The organism is Gammaproteobacteria bacterium, assembly GCA_015709695.1.
Taxonomy (GTDB): domain Bacteria; phylum Pseudomonadota; class Gammaproteobacteria; order Steroidobacterales.
This window is the reverse complement of record CP054183.1, coordinates 2,813,046-2,829,049: the sequence shown is the minus strand read 5'-3', so window position 1 is coordinate 2,829,049 and position 16,004 is coordinate 2,813,046. Positions and strand designations below refer to the sequence as shown.

The 16,004-nt window shown below is 71.1% G+C and carries 13 protein-coding genes; 1 reads left to right on the top strand and 12 read right to left on the bottom strand.

The features are described 5' to 3' along the window. Nucleotides 1–46 precede the first annotated feature (46 nt). The 8 genes from HRU81_13045 to mshL are packed head-to-tail and all read right to left on the bottom strand — an operon-like array spanning nucleotide 47 to nucleotide 10,591. Nucleotides 47–823: a type II secretion system protein gene (locus HRU81_13045; GenBank protein ID QOJ32969.1), complete on the bottom strand. Its 777-nt coding sequence runs from the start codon at nucleotides 821–823 to the stop codon at nucleotides 47–49. Further along, nucleotides 817–2,232: a hypothetical protein gene (locus HRU81_13040; GenBank protein ID QOJ32968.1), complete on the bottom strand. Its 1,416-nt coding sequence runs from the start codon at nucleotides 2,230–2,232 to the stop codon at nucleotides 817–819. The genes HRU81_13045 and HRU81_13040 overlap by 7 nt, the downstream gene beginning before the upstream one ends. Continuing rightward, nucleotides 2,229–3,185 carry a hypothetical protein gene (locus HRU81_13035; GenBank protein ID QOJ32967.1) on the bottom strand — a complete coding sequence of 319 codons (957 nt, stop codon included), beginning with the start codon at nucleotides 3,183–3,185 and terminating at the stop codon, nucleotides 2,229–2,231. The genes HRU81_13040 and HRU81_13035 overlap by 4 nt, the downstream gene beginning before the upstream one ends. Beyond that, on the bottom strand, nucleotides 3,172–4,698 hold the full coding sequence (locus tag HRU81_13030) for a hypothetical protein (GenBank protein ID QOJ32966.1): 1,527 nt from the start codon (nucleotides 4,696–4,698) through the stop codon (nucleotides 3,172–3,174). Before HRU81_13030 ends, HRU81_13035 begins: the two co-directional genes overlap by 14 nt. Continuing rightward, on the bottom strand, nucleotides 4,695–5,900 hold the full coding sequence (locus HRU81_13025; protein ID QOJ32965.1) for a type II secretion system F family protein: 1,206 nt from the start codon (nucleotides 5,898–5,900) through the stop codon (nucleotides 4,695–4,697). Before HRU81_13025 ends, HRU81_13030 begins: the two co-directional genes overlap by 4 nt. Then, nucleotides 5,897–7,648: a Flp pilus assembly complex ATPase component TadA gene (tadA, locus tag HRU81_13020; protein QOJ33408.1), complete on the bottom strand. Its 1,752-nt coding sequence runs from the start codon at nucleotides 7,646–7,648 to the stop codon at nucleotides 5,897–5,899. Before tadA ends, HRU81_13025 begins: the two co-directional genes overlap by 4 nt. A 28-nt stretch (nucleotides 7,649–7,676) precedes the next feature. Further along, nucleotides 7,677–8,867 (bottom strand): tetratricopeptide repeat protein, encoded by a 1,191-nt coding sequence (locus HRU81_13015; protein ID QOJ32964.1) that lies wholly within the window; start codon nucleotides 8,865–8,867, stop codon nucleotides 7,677–7,679. After that, complete coding sequence (gene mshL, locus HRU81_13010) at nucleotides 8,864–10,591, bottom strand: pilus (MSHA type) biogenesis protein MshL (GenBank protein ID QOJ32963.1); 1,728 nt, start codon at nucleotides 10,589–10,591, stop codon at nucleotides 8,864–8,866. The genes HRU81_13015 and mshL overlap by 4 nt, the downstream gene beginning before the upstream one ends. 176 nt (nucleotides 10,592–10,767) lie before the next feature. Here mshL and HRU81_13005 point away from each other — a divergent pair, with 176 nt between their 5' ends. Further along, nucleotides 10,768–11,454 carry a hypothetical protein gene (locus tag HRU81_13005; GenBank protein ID QOJ32962.1) on the top strand — a complete coding sequence of 229 codons (687 nt, stop codon included), beginning with the start codon at nucleotides 10,768–10,770 and terminating at the stop codon, nucleotides 11,452–11,454. Between the two features lie 34 nt (nucleotides 11,455–11,488). Here the strand turns inward: HRU81_13005 and HRU81_13000 are convergent, their stop codons facing one another. The 4 genes from HRU81_13000 to acs all read right to left on the bottom strand — a co-directional run bounded on the left by HRU81_13000 (nucleotide 11,489) and on the right by acs (nucleotide 15,995). Continuing rightward, nucleotides 11,489–12,358: an NAD(P)H-binding protein gene (locus tag HRU81_13000; GenBank protein QOJ32961.1), complete on the bottom strand. Its 870-nt coding sequence runs from the start codon at nucleotides 12,356–12,358 to the stop codon at nucleotides 11,489–11,491. 69 nt (nucleotides 12,359–12,427) lie between these two features. Next, a complete protein-coding gene (locus tag HRU81_12995; protein ID QOJ32960.1) occupies nucleotides 12,428–12,724 on the bottom strand; it encodes a hypothetical protein in 297 nt (98 codons plus the stop codon). Nucleotides 12,725–12,813: 89 nt separating this feature from the next. Beyond that, on the bottom strand, nucleotides 12,814–13,977 hold the full coding sequence (locus HRU81_12990) for an energy transducer TonB (protein ID QOJ32959.1): 1,164 nt from the start codon (nucleotides 13,975–13,977) through the stop codon (nucleotides 12,814–12,816). 50 nt (nucleotides 13,978–14,027) lie between these two features. Beyond that, nucleotides 14,028–15,995 (bottom strand): acetate--CoA ligase, encoded by a 1,968-nt coding sequence (acs, locus tag HRU81_12985; GenBank protein ID QOJ32958.1) that lies wholly within the window; start codon nucleotides 15,993–15,995, stop codon nucleotides 14,028–14,030. Between the last annotated feature and the right edge of the window lie 9 nt (nucleotides 15,996–16,004).

Sequence of the window (16,004 nt, the reverse complement as noted above, 5' to 3'; positions counted from 1 at the left end):
GGTCTTCTGTAAAACGGCTCACAGTTTCAGGATCGTGCCGGCGCGCTCAGGGCAGCCGCCCTGCCGCCACCATCTGCCCGTACAGGCCGCCCGGTGAGATCCAGTTCACGATGTCGTCGAATTCCGCGCCGGCGGCTGCGGCCTGGGCGTGGCTGACGAAGACCAGGTCGTCGGCGACGCGATACACCAGGCCGGATGGCCCGCCGCCGATCGTCGCCCCGGCGTTCTCGACCTGGTCGGGCGAAGCGAAGGCGGCCCAGTCCTTGCCCATCGACAGCAGGATGGCGGGGGTATTGGCCACCACCGTGGTGGCGCTGCTGGCGCAGGCCGTCGCCGTGGACCCGGCCGCGGTGGTGCAGACCTTGAGGTCGGGCGCCAGGGCGGCGAGGGTCACCGCTCGCATCTGCCCGGGCCGGACGAAATCCCAGTTGCCGTCGCCGTTGGCATCGCTGCGGCTGACGGAGTAGCGGATGGGATTGCCCCAGGCGTCCAGCAGCAGCTGGTCGGCATTGCGCGGCCCGGGCAGGCCCAGCGTTGCCGCGGGCACGAAGCCGTGCTGGACCGTGCAGCCGTTGGCCGTGGGAGCGGCACGGCCGTTGCTGGCCGGCGTTGCCGGGCAGGGCAGCGCATCGTTCGCCAGCGCGTGACCCTGCAGGGCGGCGCGGATGTCCACCAGCTGCTGGGCGGTGCTGTCGTGGCGCTGCTGGTCGATGCGGGCGCCGAGGGGCATCGCCAGGCCGGCCAGCAGCAGACCCATGATGGTCAGCACCACGGCCAGTTCGATGAGGCTGAAGCCGCGTTCGCGGCGCGATGTGTTCAGCATGCGGCCACCCCCAGGTTCGCATCGATGCAGTACAGGAGGTCGTTGAAGTTCGCGCCGGGCGCAGCGGACTGGTAGTCCTTGTCACCCGTGCCATCCGGGAAGTTCGCGGCATTGCGCCCTTCCAGGTAATTGCCCGCCAGCGCGCGCGTGTCGGCATCCATCGGCGGCTGGTCGCGGATCTGGCCCGGCGCGGCCAGGCGCTGGCCGGCGAAGATCACCAGCGCCGCATGGCTGCCCGCGCCATTGACGCCGAGGCAGCTGCCGCAGCTGGAATGCGGCAGCGCATCCGGCCTGAAGCTGCCGGCAACCACATAGAAAAGGTGGTCCTTCCAGTGGCGCCAGAGGGCGAGCATCGCCGGGGTCCACTCCGGCACCGCCGCGGCATCGCAGTTGGTCAGCAGGCGCGCCAGGGTATTGCCGGTCAGCGCGTTGCTGTCGTTGACGCGATCCGGGACGCGGCCCGACAGCCAGCCGATCGACGCATCGTCGTAGCTTGCATCGCTGCGGTACTGCGCCAGCGCCATGGGTGCCGGCCAGGGCAGGCGGCGATCGGCCGCGCCGCCGGGATTGGTCTTGCCGTACCGGGCGATGCACTTCGCCACCGCGCCGGTGAGGTCGCGCAGGCGGGCCTGGACATCGGCCCGGCGCATGAGGCGATCCTCGATCTCCGCGCGGGTGACGAACACCAGCTGGTCGTCGAGGTCATCGCGGCCCGGCTCGGCATTGATGAAATCGTCGATGGCGTCGGGCAGCGCCGAGAGATCGGCGTTGTCGACGCCCGTTGCGCCATCGCGGTCCAGGTAACGCGCGGCGACGTAGTTGCCGCCACACTGCCCGGTGCCGGGGCCCGACGCCGGGCGTGCCTGCCCGGCGAGCGGCGCCCCCGGTGCGATGATCACCGCGACGGCGCGACTGGCCGGCGTCGCGCCGGCCATGAGTCTGCCATCGGCGGCCAGCACGCGGAACTGGCCATTGCTGTCGGGGTTGACGAGTTCCGCGGACGCCAGCGTCGCGGCCTTCCAGGTTCCCGACACCGCGTACCACAGGCACTCGCCGATGCTGCCGCGCGCCGGCGCCACGCCGACGGTCTTCCACGGAAAGCGTCCCATGACGCTGCGATACCGTGTCAGGCAGGCGCTGTCGTGGGCGATGCCCTCGGCGAACGTGCCGGAGGCGTCGATGTCCGGGCAGGGCAGGAGCCCGAAGCTGCCCGGGAAGGCCGCCTCGGTGGTGACCATGTAGCCGAGCAGCGCTTCCTTGGCCTCCGCCAGCGCGGCCGCGGATCGCTGCACGCGCGCGGTGGCCGTGGCCCGGGCATCCAGGCCACGAACCAGCCAGGCCGAGACACCGAGGACGAGGATCAGCATCATGATCAGCAATGCCGCGCCCCGCTGGGCACGGGCGTTCATGGCGCCGCCTGGCCGGGGTCGGGCAGCGAGGCGATGCAGGAGCCGCAGTCATGCACGCGCCGGCTGACCGGGTCCCAGGATTGCCCGGGCTTGAGGCGCAGCGGCGCGGCAGCGCCTGCTGCCGGCACGGCGACCCGGTTCTGCGCATCCAGCGGCATCTCCAGCGGCTGCGGCTGGCCGTTGAGCCAGGCCAGCGCGGGCCCGTGGCGCGGCCGCAGGACACCGTTCACCACCACCCGCCGGCCGGGAACCGGGATCGCGGGACGGTTGTCATCGCCGGCCCCGGCTTCATGCCGGCCACGCCGCGCACGTTGCAGTTCCGGCGCCGCGTGTCCGGCCAGCTGCGTGCCGGGCGCATCCAGCGGTATCGAGTACCAGCGCAGCGTGCAGCTGCCGGCGAAACTGGCCTTGCCGGCTTGTGGCGCGGCATCACCACCCACCCGCTCCAGCGAGCAGGCGGCCACGTCGAAGTAGCCGGGCACCTCCTGGCGCAGCCATGCCAGCAGGCGCAGCAGGTCGGCTTCCCGGGCGAATCCCGCCTGCACGTCCACCGCGGTGGCCATCACCGGCGCCGCCGTCCCGGTCCCGAGATAGGGAGCCTGGAAGGCGTGGCGCGGGCCCATGGCGTAGCGCAGGTACGGAATGCCGAGCGCCGTGGCGGCATCACGCAGCCCCTGCGCGATCAGCAACCGCTGCGCCTCGCCCACCACACCGGATTCCACGAGCGACTGGAAGCGCGGCTCGAACGCCTGCCGGGCGTCGAGGCGCTCGGCGAATTCCACACGCTGCTGCTCCAGGGCGGCGAGCTCACCGCGCTGCCGCTCCGAAGCCACCGAGATGCCGGTGCGCACCCACCAGGCCACGCCAAAGAGCAGCAGCGCGGCCGCGAACGCCACCAGGCGCCAGCGCAGGCCATCGACGAGGAACCCGAGGTCGATATCAGCCCGTCGCATCGGGGAGCCTCATCAGCAGTTCCAGCGTGAAGCCAGCCCGGGCCTTGCCGGGCTGGTCGCCAGCGACTTCGTCGGTGAGCGTCGACCCGGGGCTGAGGTCGAGCGGCTGCGCCTTGAGCGTCACCTGCGCGGCGGCGGGCTGGCTGCGCAGGGCCTGTGCAAAGGCTTCGACCTCGGCGAACGCCTGCACGTAATCCCCGCTGAACGGGGCGACATGGCCGCGCAGCGTGACCGTCACCCTTTCGGCGGCGGGCACGGACGCAGGCGCGGGCGGCGTCTCCTCATCCACCCCGGGTTCGACCGGTGGCGCATCGGCCGCGGCCACCGGCGGGCCGACCGTCCATTCGATGCCATCCAGCCGGATTCCCTGTCCGGCGCCCATGGCCTCGCCCACCGCGGCGAGGACCCAGGCCGGATCGGCCTGGTGCCCGGCCACGGCGTCGTAGGCCGTCACGGCCGCACGCATGAGCAGCGGGTCCACGCCCCTGCGGGCGCTGCCCGGATCCGGCAGGGCCGCGTCGAGCTGGTCCACCGCGGCGGCCGAACCGGCCACCTGCTGGCGGGCCTCGAGGATCGCCAGGCCGTTGGCCAGCGCGCCGGCCAGCGACAGCCCGGTCGCGACCAGGCAGGCCACGCTGGCGTAGCGGCGCACGCGGAACAGCTGGTAGCAGCGGCGTTCTCCGGCGGTCGCGAAATCGCCGGCCGGTGGCAGGATCCGCAGCAGGTCGATGAAGCAGCGGACGGAGTCCCCGGGATCGAAGGCACGCGCCTGCCAGTTCTCGCCGCCGGAACCGGCAGCGGCCAGTGCCGCCAGGTCGGCCGCAGGCAACAGCAGCTGCAGCGGCTGCCCGGCACTGGCCTGGTAGGTGGCGTCGAAGTAGCGCAGGCTTTCCTCGACCTGGCGCTGCACCAGCAGGCCATCGCCGGCCTGCTGCCCGGACCCCGCACGCAGGCCGCGGCTGCCAGCCAGCCTGCCGCGGCGGAAGAAGCAGTGCTGGAGGCGCCCGCTGGCCCGGCGCAGCACCAGCAGCGTGGCGTCGGCGCCGCGGGCCGCCTCATCGAGCAGCCGGCCGGCGAGCAGCGCCGGCACCTGCACGCCGGCAACCGGGATGCGCGCCGCGGCCAGCGCATCGAGCAGTTCACGCACCGGTTCCGGACGCGTGAGGGCGGAGAACAGCACATCGGTCTCGCCGGGGTTGCGCAGGCTGGGTCCCTGCAGCTGTGCCGTGCGGAACATCGAGCGCGGAAAGGCACGCGCGAGCCTGCGCTCGAGCACGGCCCGCTGGTCGCGCCGGCCAAGCCGCGGCAGGGTGTCGCGCAGGTGTTCCTCGTCGACGCGATCGACCAGTACCGCAACCGGGGCCGGCGGCAACACCCGCAGTGCAGCGACCAGCTGCGTCGTGCCGGTTGCCGTGCCGGGCGGCAGCGGCGCGAAGCCGCGCCCCCGCCACGCCCAGAGCGTGGCGCCGGAGCTGCCCAGGTGTATGACGTAGCCGATGCGCATGGCGATCACATGGCGATCCGGCCGATGGTGTCGTAGATGGGGCCGAGCACCGCCAGCATCACCCAGCCGAGGATCAGGCCGAGGATCACCGTCATGGCCGGCTCGATCATCGCCTGCAGCCGCTCCACCGATTCCTTCACCTCGCGGTTGTAGAAGTAGGTGATGTTGAGCAGCGACTGCTCGAGCTGGCCGACGTCCTCGCCCATCTTCACCATGCGCAGCACCAGCGGCGGGAACAGCTCCGCCCGCGCCAGCGCTGAACTCAGGCTGTTGCCCTGCTCGACGTATCCATGGGCCTTGCCCAGGGCCTCGGCCACCACGGCATTGCCGGCAAGGTCGCGCGAGGTCTTCAGCGCATCGACGACCGTGATGCCGGAGGCGTACATGATCTGGAAATAGGTGATGAAGCGGCTCATCACGATCTTCTCGAGGATCGGCCCGACGATCCACGCACGCAGCTTGAGGCGGTCGAAGGCCAGCCGGGCCCAGACATGGCGCCGCACCAGCCAGCGCAGGCCCAGGGCAAGCACCACCGGCAGCACGAGGAGCAGGTACCAGTACGCGGTGACGAAGGCCGAGGTCGCCACCAGCGCGCGGGTGTGCAACGGCATGTCCTGCCCCATGTTCTTCAGGAACTCGCTCATCTGCGGCACGACATAGATCATCAGGAAGGCCACCACGGCCATCACCACCGTGGCGACGAAGGCCGGGTAGAGGGTGAGCCGGCGGGTCTGTGCGACGAGCTCGTCCTGCCACTTCAGCGAGGCGGTCATCTGCTCCAGCACCGCGGCCAGCTCGCCCGACTGCTCCCCCGCCCTGACGAGGTTGACGAAGACCCGGTCGAACGTGACCGGGAAGGCCGCCATCGCCGCGGAGAGCCCGCGCCCGCCCTCCACCGCCAGCGCCAGCGAGGCCAGCACGTCGCGGAAGGCCGGGTTGCCGGTACTGTCACGCAGGTCGCGCAGGGCATCGAGGATGGGCAGGCCCGCCTTGTGGGCCTGGCCGAGGTGGAAGCAGAAGTTGATGAGTTCGCGGCTTCCCGCGCGGACGCCGCCCGCGCTGGCTCGCCCCTGCCGCAGCGGCCGGCAGTCGATGAGCTGCAGGCCGGTCTGCTGCAGCAGACCGTCGAGTTCCAGCTCGCTCGCCGCCGCGAGCTGGCCACGCACCACCCGCCCGCCGGCGGCCACGGCCCTGTAGGCAAAGCCGCTCATGGGCCAATCTCCATGGCGCGCTCGGTGAGGTCGACGACCCGCGAGACCTCCTCGAGGCTGGTGTCACCCGCCAGCACGCGGCGCATGCCATCTTCGGCCAGCGGCCGGAAGCCCCTGGCGAGCGCCAGCGCGCGCAGCTCGCCGAGGGACTTGCCCTCGGCCAGCGCGTAGTCCAGGTCGCGATCGAAGCGGACGATCTCCATGAGGGCGAGGCGGCCGCGGTAGCCGGTCCCGTGGCAGCGCTCGCAGCCGCCCGCTTCGAACAGCTCCGGTGCTGCGTCGGCGTCGATGCCCAGCAGGCGCCGCTCGATGTCGGAGGGCGGATGCGGCCGGCGACAGTGGTGGCAGAGCCGGCGCACCAGCCGCTGCGCGAGGATGCCGATGATGTTGCCGGCGAGGATGCCCGGGCGCAGGCCGATGTCGAGCAGGCGCGGGATGGCGCCCAGCGCCGAGTTGGTGTGCAGCGTCGAGTACACCTGGTGGCCGGTCATCGCCGCGCGGAAGGCCATCTCCGCGGTCGCCTCGTCGCGGATCTCGCCGACCAGGATGATGTCCGGGTCCTGGCGCATCATCGAGCGGATGCCGCCGGCGAAGTCGAGCTTCACCGCATCGCCGAGCGAGGTCTGGCGGATCATCGGGAACGGGTATTCGACCGGATCCTCCAGCGTCATGATGTTCACCGACTCGTCGTTGCGGTGGTTGAGGATCGAGTACAGCGTGGTGGTCTTGCCGCTGCCGGTCGGGCCGGTGACGAGGATGACGCCCTCGGGCCTGGCCATCAGCAGCTTCAGCAGCGTGAGCTGGTCATCCGCCAGGCCGAGGTCGTCGAGCGGCACGACCCCGGAGCGCCGGTCGAGGATGCGCAGCACGATGTTCTCGCCGTGGATGGTCGGCTGGCTGGCGACGCGGAAGTCCACTGCCCGGCCGCCATGGCTGAGCGAGATCCGCCCGTCCTGCGGCGCGCGGGTCTCGGTGATGTCCATGCCCGCCATCACCTTCAGGCGCACCACCATGGCCGCCCAGAACTTCTTGTGCACCGTGGACACCTGCCGCAGCACGCCGTCGATGCGGTAGCGCACGCGGATGAAGCCGTCCTCCGGCTCCAGGTGGATGTCCGAGGCGCGGCGCTTCACCGCATCGGCCAGCAGCGCGTCGACCAGGCGCACCAGCGGCTGGGTGACCTCCTCGTCGCCGGCCATGGCGGCCGGAACGGCGCCGTCGCGGGGTGCGTCGATCTCCTGGAGGATGGCCGCCAGCGAGAACTCGTGGTCGTAGAAGGCCTCGATCGCCCCCTGGATCTCGGCATCGCTCGCCAGCAGCGTGCGGATCTGGATGTTGCCGCCGAGCAGTGCCGCCACCTGGTCCAGCGCGACGACGTCGAAGGTATCCGACATGGCGACGGTGAGCACGCGCAGGTTCGGGTCGTAGGCCACCGGCAGCAGGCGGAAACGTCGCGCCAGCTCCTCCGGCAGCAGCGCCACGGCATCGCTGTCGGGCACCACCCTGGAGAGGTCGATGCTCTCCACGCGCAGCATCTCGGCCAGCGCATCGCGCAGCACGGACTCGCTCGCCAGGCCCAGGCGCACCAGGATCTTGCCCAGACGCTCGTTCTTCTGCTTCTGCTCGGTGAGGGCGACCCGCAGCTGGTCACGGTTGATCAGCCCCTTCTCGACCAGGAACTCGCCGAGCTGCTTGCGCGGCGCGCGACGCTCCCGGGCCGGCGCGGCGGCGGCCGGCCGCGCAGCCATCGGCTGGTGGGGAGCGCCGGGCATGGCCTCAGCCACCCGGCCCGCGCAGGCTCGCGAGGCGGGCGCGCGCGGTGTCGATGTCGAACTGCTGGCCGCCGGTAGCCAGCTCGATGGCGCGCTGGTAGTAGCTGGCGGCAGGCTGCACCTGTCCCAGCCGGTCCAGGCTCACGGCGAGGTTGAACGCATAGTCCGGGTTGCGCGGCGCCAGACGCAGGGCCTCGAAGAACTCCAGCTGGGCATCCGGCCAGCGTTGCCCGGCGACATACTGCAGCGCCAGCGCGAAATGCAGACCCGCCGAGCCGGGCTGCTCGGCCAGAAGCACCTTGAGCTGGCTTTCGCCGGCATCGATGCCGGCCTCGCCGGGGAGCGCCGACAACGCGGCGGCTGCCGCGGCATTCTTCGGATCGAGCTGCCGGACGCGGCGGAACTGCTCGCGTGCCTCCGCATGGCGCCCGGCCTGTGCGGCCAGGGTACCCAGGCCGAGGAGCGCATCGATGTTTCCCGCATCGGCGGCCAGGACCTCGCGGTACGTCGACTCGGCGGCGGCCGCATCACCCGCCACCAGAGCCTGGTAGGCGGCGGAAAGGCGCTCGAAGGCGGGGTCCGGCCGGGTGCCGCGCGTGATGCGGATTTCCGTGTCGGTGCTGGCGGGTGCCGCCTGGGCTGCGCCGTCCTCGGCGGGCAGGGCGGGCTGGTCATACCAGGCGAGCACCGGCCCGGGCTGCGCCGGGACCGCGGCCCTCGCCGGGTGGCGGCGCGTCGTGCCGCGGGCTGGCGCCGCCGGCGGCGGTGCCAGGGCCGCGGTGTCGGCGGGGGCGGCGTCGCTTGCGGCCGCGGTCGCCTCTTCCTCCACCACCGCCGCCGCATCCGGCGTGCGGAAGTACTGCCAGGCCAGCCAGCCGATGCAGGCCAGCCCCGCGATCGCCACCACGGCCACCGGACCCAGGCGCCCGCGGGCGGCGGGCGGCAGCGTCATGGCTCTCGTCATGACCGGCTCCGCCGCCGGTGCCGGCGCCGGTGTGGCCGGCGGCTCGCGATCATCGGTCCAGCGGCGCGAGAAACCCTGCGTGTCGCCCGCCTCGTCGCCCTCGGGCGCAAGGCTGAGCGTGGCCTCCTGCGGCTGCCCGGCCGCGGGCTCGTCCGCTTCCGGTGCTGGCGCCGTGGCGGCGAGCTGCGCGCGCGACGGGCGCTTGTGCAGGACGTCGAGCAGAGTGCTCACGGCTGGCGTACCAGGGACGGCAGGCCCGGCGCATCCAGCGAGGTGGGCAGTGCGGCCCGGGCCACCGCCGGCGCACCGACGCCGGCGCTGCGGATCACCGTCGGGCGCAGGAACAGCACCAGCTCGCTCTTGCGCACGGCATCGTCGCGGTAGGAGAACAGGTTGCCGATGCCCGGCAGGCGGCCGAGCAGCGGGATCTCGTCGCGGTTCTTCTGCAGCTCGTCGGTCATCAGGCCGCCGAGAACCACGGTCTGGCCGTCGGCCACCTCGAGGAGCGACTCGATCTCGTTGACGTGGATTTCCGGCACGAGGTTCTCGAAGTCCGCGCCCATCAGCTGCGGCGCCGGATCCGTCGCGAAACCGAGGATGCGCGTCAGCGTCGGGCGGACATTGAGGCTGACATTGCCGTTGGGGTTGATCTGCGGCGTCACGCTCATGACGAAGCCCACCGGCACGGTGTGGATCTCGCTGGTGATGATGGTGCGCGGGTTGTTGTTGTCGGTGCCTTCCACCGTATCCTGCTTGAGGCTGAAATAGACCCGCTCGTCCACGACCTTGAGCAGCGCGGTCTGGTTGTTCAGCGCCATGATCCGCGGACTCGACAGCACCTTGGTGTCGCCGAACTGCGCCAGCAGTTTCACCGCCGCGGAGAAACCGCTGCCGTCGGCGTCGAAGTTGTTGTAGGTCATGGTGAAGACCGGCGGCGACGCCAGGTTGCTGCCGAGCATGGTCGACAACATCGAAATGCCGTCCTTGCCGGCGCCGCCCGCGGAAGAAACCTTGGACCAGTCGACCCCTGCCTGGTAGGCATCGCTGAGGTTCACCTCCACCACGGTGACCTCGATCAGCACCTGGCGCTTGGCATTGGTCGTCACATGGTCGAGATAGGCCTGCACCTGGGCATGCCGGGCCTGGGTCGCCAGGACGCTGATGATGCCGGCGACGGGATTGGCGACCACCGGGTCAGCGGCTGCCGTCGCGCCGGCCTCGCCGCCGGCCCCGCCGCTCGCGGACTGGCCGGTGACGAGCTGGCGGACGTTCGCCGCCAGCGTGGCCCAGAAGCTGTTGTCCGAAGTGCTCTTCACCTTGGTGCGGGAGGTGTTGCCCTCGCCCTCGTCGCCACTGCCGCCGGAGCTGGTGCCGGAGCTGGTGCCGGAACCGGAGGCTGCCGAACCGACGTCGGCACCGCCGGTGGTGGCCACCTGCGTGGCCACGCTGACCTCGCCCTCGCTGGTGCGCGCCAGGTTGACGTAGTCGACCGCGTAGTTGCGCCAGAACGGCGCGTCCGGCATCACCACCAGGCTGCCGGATTCGAGCTGGTAGCGCAGGCTCACCTGCCGGGAGATGCGATCGAGCAGCTGCACCAGCGTCTGGTCGATGGCGTTCATGGTGACGCGGCCCTGGATGTCGCCGTGGATGTCGACATTGATGCCGGCATCGCGCGCCAGAGCGAAGAGCACGTCGCGCACCGGCAGGTCGGTGACGACGACGCTGAAGGTCTCCGGGCGCTGCGCCGGCTTCGGCGGTGGCGGCAGCGGCACCTGGCCCACCGGCTCCGGTATGCCCTGCCTGGCGTCGGCGGACTCCAGGTGCCCGGGGTCGGGATCGTATTTCGTCAGCGGCCCGCAGCCGGCGAGCAGGGTGATGCCCGCCGCCAGCAGCGTCAGCAGCAAGCGCTGCGGCAGGGATGCCGCGGCAGGAATGCCCTTGCGCCCATAGATCATTGCCGTACGCCCTGTTGTGGATCCACGCCGTTGCACCCCGCCCGCAGGCGGGTGGCACCGGCGCCGGCAGCTTCCCCGACGGCGTGAACGGGCGACGTGTCATATGTCACATTCCCGCCTGCCGGGCGGGTTCCGGCCGCAGGTTATGCAAAGTGGTTCTCGGGTAGAGTGACCCCATGATGGGTTCGTTCGGCAGGTTCCTCGAGGTCAGCGTGCCCGCGGCGGACGTGCTGCGTTCACTGAACTTCTACCGTGCGCTCGGCTTCGGCGAACTGCCCGCGGGTGACATCCGGCCCTGGCACTACGCCGTGGTCACTGACGGCACCCTCGTCGTCGGCCTGCACGGTGGCGGCCTGGACGAGCCGGCGCTGTGCTTCGTGCGCCCGAACCTCGCCCGCCAGGTGCGAGCCCTGGAAGCGGCCGGCCTCGGCTTCGAGACCTGCCGCCTGGGCGAGGACGAGTTCCACGAGGCCGCCTTGCGCAGCCCGGACGGCCTGCTGCTGCTGATGCTCGAGGCACGGACGTTCTCGCCGGGTGACGGGATCGACCGTGGCAGCTCCCTCATTGGCCGCTGCACCGAGGTCACGCTGGACTGCGCCGATCCGGCCACCAGCCGCGCCTTCTTCGAGGCCGCCGGCTTCCTCGAATCAGGCAGCGACGACGACACCGTGAGACTGGACACACCCGGCCTCAGGCTGGCACTGCGCCGGGCAGCACGTCCGGGCGGACTGGCCTTGCGCTATGCGGAACAGGATGGCGACACGCTGACCCGTGCCCTGGCAGCGCGGGATTTGCAGCCCGTCCGTGGACCGGACGGCCGGCTGTTGCGCGCGCCGGAGGGCACGCGCCTGCTGCTGGGCTGAAGGCGCGGACGGCGGGCGATGGCCGTGGCGCGGCTCAGCCGGTGGCGCGCTTGCTCCGGCAGTCTTCCATCATCTGGCGCAGGGAGCGGCAGGGACGCCCGGTGGCGGCGGCGAAGTCCGACGGCACATCGAAGGCGCCGTTGCGGATGCACTGGAAGCAGCCGGTCAGCATGCGCGCCACGTCCTCGCCGCGTTCCGGGTAGACGCGCAGGAACCGGGCGATGCAGTCCTCGTCGCTCTCGGTGTCGTAGGCCACCGCGAGCCCGAACACCGCATTGGCGAGAGCCACCAGCTCCGCCTGGGTCGCGCACTCGCCGCAGAGGTTGTAGACCCGACCGGCTGGTGCCGCGCCCGTCACCAGCCGCGCGGCACCGAAGGCCAGCTCGTCGATGGTGATGTAGGGCGCCCGCCCGGGCCCGCCCGGATTGCGGTACACGCCGCCTTGCGCGCCGGCGCGGATGATGTGCTCCAGGTCGAGCTCCATGTACAGGCCGTTGCGGGCGACGATCCATTGCATGCCGGAGGCGCGCAGCTCCGCCTCGGTCTGGCGGTTGAGGCCATGCATGGGCTTGAACAGCGTCCCTTTCGCGCCGTCGCTGCCGATCACGCTGGTGTAGAGGGTGGTCTTCACCCCGGCGCGGGTGGCGCCGGCGATGGCGTTGCGGTGCAGGGCCAGGCGATCGGTGCCCGGCGTCACCGGCGCGGAAATCATCACCAGCGCATCGATGCCTTCGAGCGCTGCCTCCATGGACCGGACGGACTGGTAGTCGCCGCTGCGGGTCTCGATGCCCGGCACGGCGATGCGTGCCGGCCTGCGCGCGACACCGACCACGCTTGCGGCACCGACCTCACGGACCAGCGCGCGGAGCGTCGCGTGGCCCAGCCGCCCGGACGCGGCAGTCACGGCCACCCTCAAGATTCACCGTCCTGCGAGGCGGGTTCCCGTGCCGGCCTGGAACGGCACACGGCCCGGTCAGATCTCGCCCAGCGGTCGCACGAAAGTGAAGCGCGCCGGCTCCACCACCAGCTTCTCGGTGGCCGCGCCGACGTTGCCGCCGAGCGCGCTGAACGGCAGCGTCACCACCCAGGCAGCCGCGCCGAGCACCATCGCGCCCAGGCCCAGCGGTCGGACGATCACGCCATCCACGAGCATGGCCTCGAAACCCGGGTCCTCGTCCACCATGCCGCCGGCCAGCACGGCAGGTGGCGCCGCCAGCGCCGCCGCGACAGCCAGGGCAATGATCTTCTTCCGCAGCGAATGGTTTCGCATATGACGGTTCTCCGCCGACAACCTGCGGGGGACGCTAGGCGCCGCGGGCCGGCTTGTCAACGCGGGGCGTCACAGGCCGGCCCGCCGGTTCATGGGCCGGGTGGCGGGGTCTGGCTGGTGGCGGCTATTGGATATTCGACGAGCTTCAGCTTCGCACCGGCATCGCCGAAGACGAACACATCACAATTGCCCCAGCTGGCGGGCAGTTCCAGTACCACCTCGGTACTGACCGGGGCGCGAACCCGCCTCCAGTCGCAGCGCAGTTCGAACTCGTCAACTTTGCCCTCCACAGCCTCGAAGCCGAACTTGCGGCGCAGGAGGGCGTGCTGCCAGTGGGGGTGATCCTCATCGGGGTTCGCGCGACGGCGGATCTCCCCCGAGAACTCGAGGTATTGCGGTGAATCGATGCGGCTGCGCACTTCCCGTGCCAGCCTGTCGACCTCGGGATCATCGAGCGCGGGATTGAGCTCCTGGATATCGGCCCAGGTATCCAGTGCCTCCCGGTAGTGCCGGGTGGCCACCTGCAGCTTGAACAACTGCACGACGGCGATCCGATAGGCCTGGCGCTCGATGTACTTGCCCTTGCCAGCGATACCTGCACTCACGCTGTGCATGGCGTCATCGAGGTCTCCTCGTCGCTGCTGGACGTTACCCTGCAGCAGCTTCAGCCACGAGGATTCATAGAGGTTCCAGCCCCCTTCATCGCGCAGTGTGTCGAGGCGGGCCTGCGCTTCATCCAGACGACCGGCAGACAACAGCGCATTCACGCCCCGGTATGCCCGCAGGAACGACCGGCGCCCTCCGGTCTGTCCCGCAATCTTGAACTGGAACAGAACCCGGGTCGCGCATTGGAGCACTGGCTGGCCCTGCCAGGTGGCGGGCACGAATCGCGAACCACGCAGGCCTTCCAGTGCGGCCTGCTCGAAAACCTCGCCGCCGCTCGACTGCTCCACGACCGGGTCGATCACCTCGCCCGCGGGAGAGACGCAGAAGCTCATCTGCACCCAGCCCTCCTGGCCAAGCCGCAGGGCGTATGGCGGATACCGGACCTTCGTGCTTTCGGGCACGCGCTGCGCGGCCGTGCCTCCCTCAAGCAGCAGCGCAGGCGGGCGCCCCATCAGCAAGGCAGCGCCGGCCTCCTCGCCGTCATCGGCTGCGGACTCTTCGGGGCCGGCACCGGGGTCGGCGGCTGCCCCCAGCAGCAGGACTGGGAGCAGCACCAGAGCGGGCCCGGCCAGCTTGTCGAAGCGCATACCGCCCCCTCTTTGGCCCCGGGAACCTGGCGCGGATCTCCCGGCCGATACTACGCCTCCCCGCGCAGCTGCTCGAGGATCGCCGGGTTCTCCAGCGTGGACACGTCCTGGGTGATCTCCTCGCCGCGGGCGACGGCGCGCAGCAGCCGGCGCATGATCTTGCCGGAGCGGGTCTTCGGCAGGTTGTCGGCGAAGCGGATGTCGTCGGGCTTGGCGATGGCGCCGATCTCCCGGCCGACCCACTCGCGCAGCTCGTGGGCCATGGCCTCGGCGGCGGCACCGGTGGGCCGCTCGCCCTTCATCACCACGTAGGCGCAGATGGCCTCGCCCTTGATGTCGTGCGGCCGGCCCACCACGGCGGCCTCGGCCACCCGCGGGTTGGCGACGAAGGCGGATTCGATCTCGGCGGTGCCGAGGCGGTGGCCGGACACCTTGAGTACGTCGTCGGCGCGGCCCATGACCCAGAAGTAGCCGTCCTTGTCACGGTGCGCGGTGTCGCCGGCGACGTAGAAACGGTTGCCGAAGCGTGCCCAGTAGGTGGCGAGATAGCGCTCGTTGTCGCCCCAGATGGTGCGCAGCATGAAGGGCCAGGGCTTGCGGATGACCAGATGTCCGCCGCGGTTCGGGTCGTCGATCTCGTTGCCGTCATCGTCCACCACCGCGGCCTCGATGCCGGGCAGCGGCAGGGTGCAGGAGCCGGGCTTGGCGGCCACCGCGCCCGGCAGCGGCGCGATCAGTGTCGCCCCGGTCTCGGTCTGCCACCAGGTGTCCACCACCGGACAGCGTTCCCTGCCGATATTGCGGTGGTACCAGATCCAGGCCTCCGGGTTGATCGGCTCGCCCACCGAGCCGAGGAGGCGGATCTTCGACAGGTCGTACTTCGCGGGGATCTCCTCGCCGTACTTCATGAGGGCGCGGATGGCCGTCGGTGCCGTATAGAAGATGGTCACGCCGTGGCGCTGGCAGATGCTCCAGAAGCGGCCGGCGTCGGGATGCACCGGCGCGCCCTCGTAGATCACCACGGTGGCGCCGGCGGCCAGCGGCCCGTAGGCCACGTAGGTGTGCCCGGTGACCCAGCCGATGTCCGCCGTGCACCAGAAGACATCGTCGTCGCGCAGGTCGAAGGCCCAGAGCGTGGTCAGCTTGGCGCCGAGCAGGAAGCCGGCGGTGGAGTGCTGGATGCCCTTGGGCCTGCCGGTGGAGCCCGAGGTATAGAGCAGGAACAGCGGGTGCTCGCTCGGCACGAACACCGGCGCGCAGCTCGCCGCCTGGCCCGCCACGGCGTCGGACCACCAGACATCGCGGCCCGGCTTCATGTCCACCGGACAGCCGGCGTGGCGCAGCACGATCAGCTTCTCGATGCTGGGGCAGGCGCCCGCCAGCGCCTCGTCGGCGGCGGCCTTCAGTTCCACCAGCTTGCCGGCGCGGTGTCCGCCGTCGGCGGTGATGAGCAGGCGCGCGCCCGCGTCCTCGATGCGATCGCGCAGGGAGCGCACCGAGAAACCGCCGAATACCACCGAGTGCACCGCACCGATGCGCGCACAGGCCAGCATGGCGATGATCGCCTCCGGCACCATGGGCATGTAGATCACGACACGGTCGCCGGCGGCGATGCCGCTGGCCTTCAGCGCATTGGCCAGGCGGCAGACTTCCGCCGCCAGCTCGCGGTAGCTCAGGCGCCGGACCTCGCCGGGCTCGGACTCGAAGATGATTGCGGTCTTGTCGCCCCGCTCGCGCAGGTGGGCGTCCAGGCAGTTCCAGGACGCGTTGATCTCGCCGTCGGTGAACCAGCGGTAGTTGGGTGCGCCGGCCTGCTCGAGCGTGACGCTGAAGGGCTTGTGCCAGCCGAGCGTCTCGCGGGCGATGCGGCCCCAGAAGCCTTCGTGGTCGGCGCGGGCCTCGGCCACCAGGCGCTCGCGGTCGGCGGGCTTGATGCGCGCGCGGGCGGTGAACTCCGCGCCCGGCGGAAACACGCGGCGTTCCTGGAGGATGGAATCGAGGCTCTTCCTGTCGGTCATGGGCTGTTC

What these genes read in the sequence shown, in the direction of transcription:
- HRU81_13035 (QOJ32967.1), bottom strand. Translation starts at nt 3,185, where the DNA reads ATGCGACGGGCTGATATCGACCTCGGGTTCCTCGTCGATGGCCTGCGC.
- HRU81_13025 (QOJ32965.1), bottom strand. Translation starts at nt 5,900, where the DNA reads ATGAGCGGCTTTGCCTACAGGGCCGTGGCCGCCGGCGGGCGGGTGGTG.
- tadA (QOJ33408.1), bottom strand. Translation starts at nt 7,648, where the DNA reads ATGGCTGCGCGGCCGGCCGCCGCCGCGCCGGCCCGGGAGCGTCGCGCG.
- HRU81_12990 (QOJ32959.1), bottom strand. Translation starts at nt 13,977, where the DNA reads ATGCGCTTCGACAAGCTGGCCGGGCCCGCTCTGGTGCTGCTCCCAGTC.
- HRU81_13045 (QOJ32969.1), bottom strand. Translation starts at nt 823, where the DNA reads ATGCTGAACACATCGCGCCGCGAACGCGGCTTCAGCCTCATCGAACTG.
- HRU81_13005 (QOJ32962.1), top strand. Translation starts at nt 10,768, where the DNA reads ATGATGGGTTCGTTCGGCAGGTTCCTCGAGGTCAGCGTGCCCGCGGCG.
- HRU81_12995 (QOJ32960.1), bottom strand. Translation starts at nt 12,724, where the DNA reads ATGCGAAACCATTCGCTGCGGAAGAAGATCATTGCCCTGGCTGTCGCG.
- mshL (QOJ32963.1), bottom strand. Translation starts at nt 10,591, where the DNA reads ATGATCTATGGGCGCAAGGGCATTCCTGCCGCGGCATCCCTGCCGCAG.
- acs (QOJ32958.1), bottom strand. Translation starts at nt 15,995, where the DNA reads ATGACCGACAGGAAGAGCCTCGATTCCATCCTCCAGGAACGCCGCGTG.
- HRU81_13040 (QOJ32968.1), bottom strand. Translation starts at nt 2,232, where the DNA reads ATGAACGCCCGTGCCCAGCGGGGCGCGGCATTGCTGATCATGATGCTG.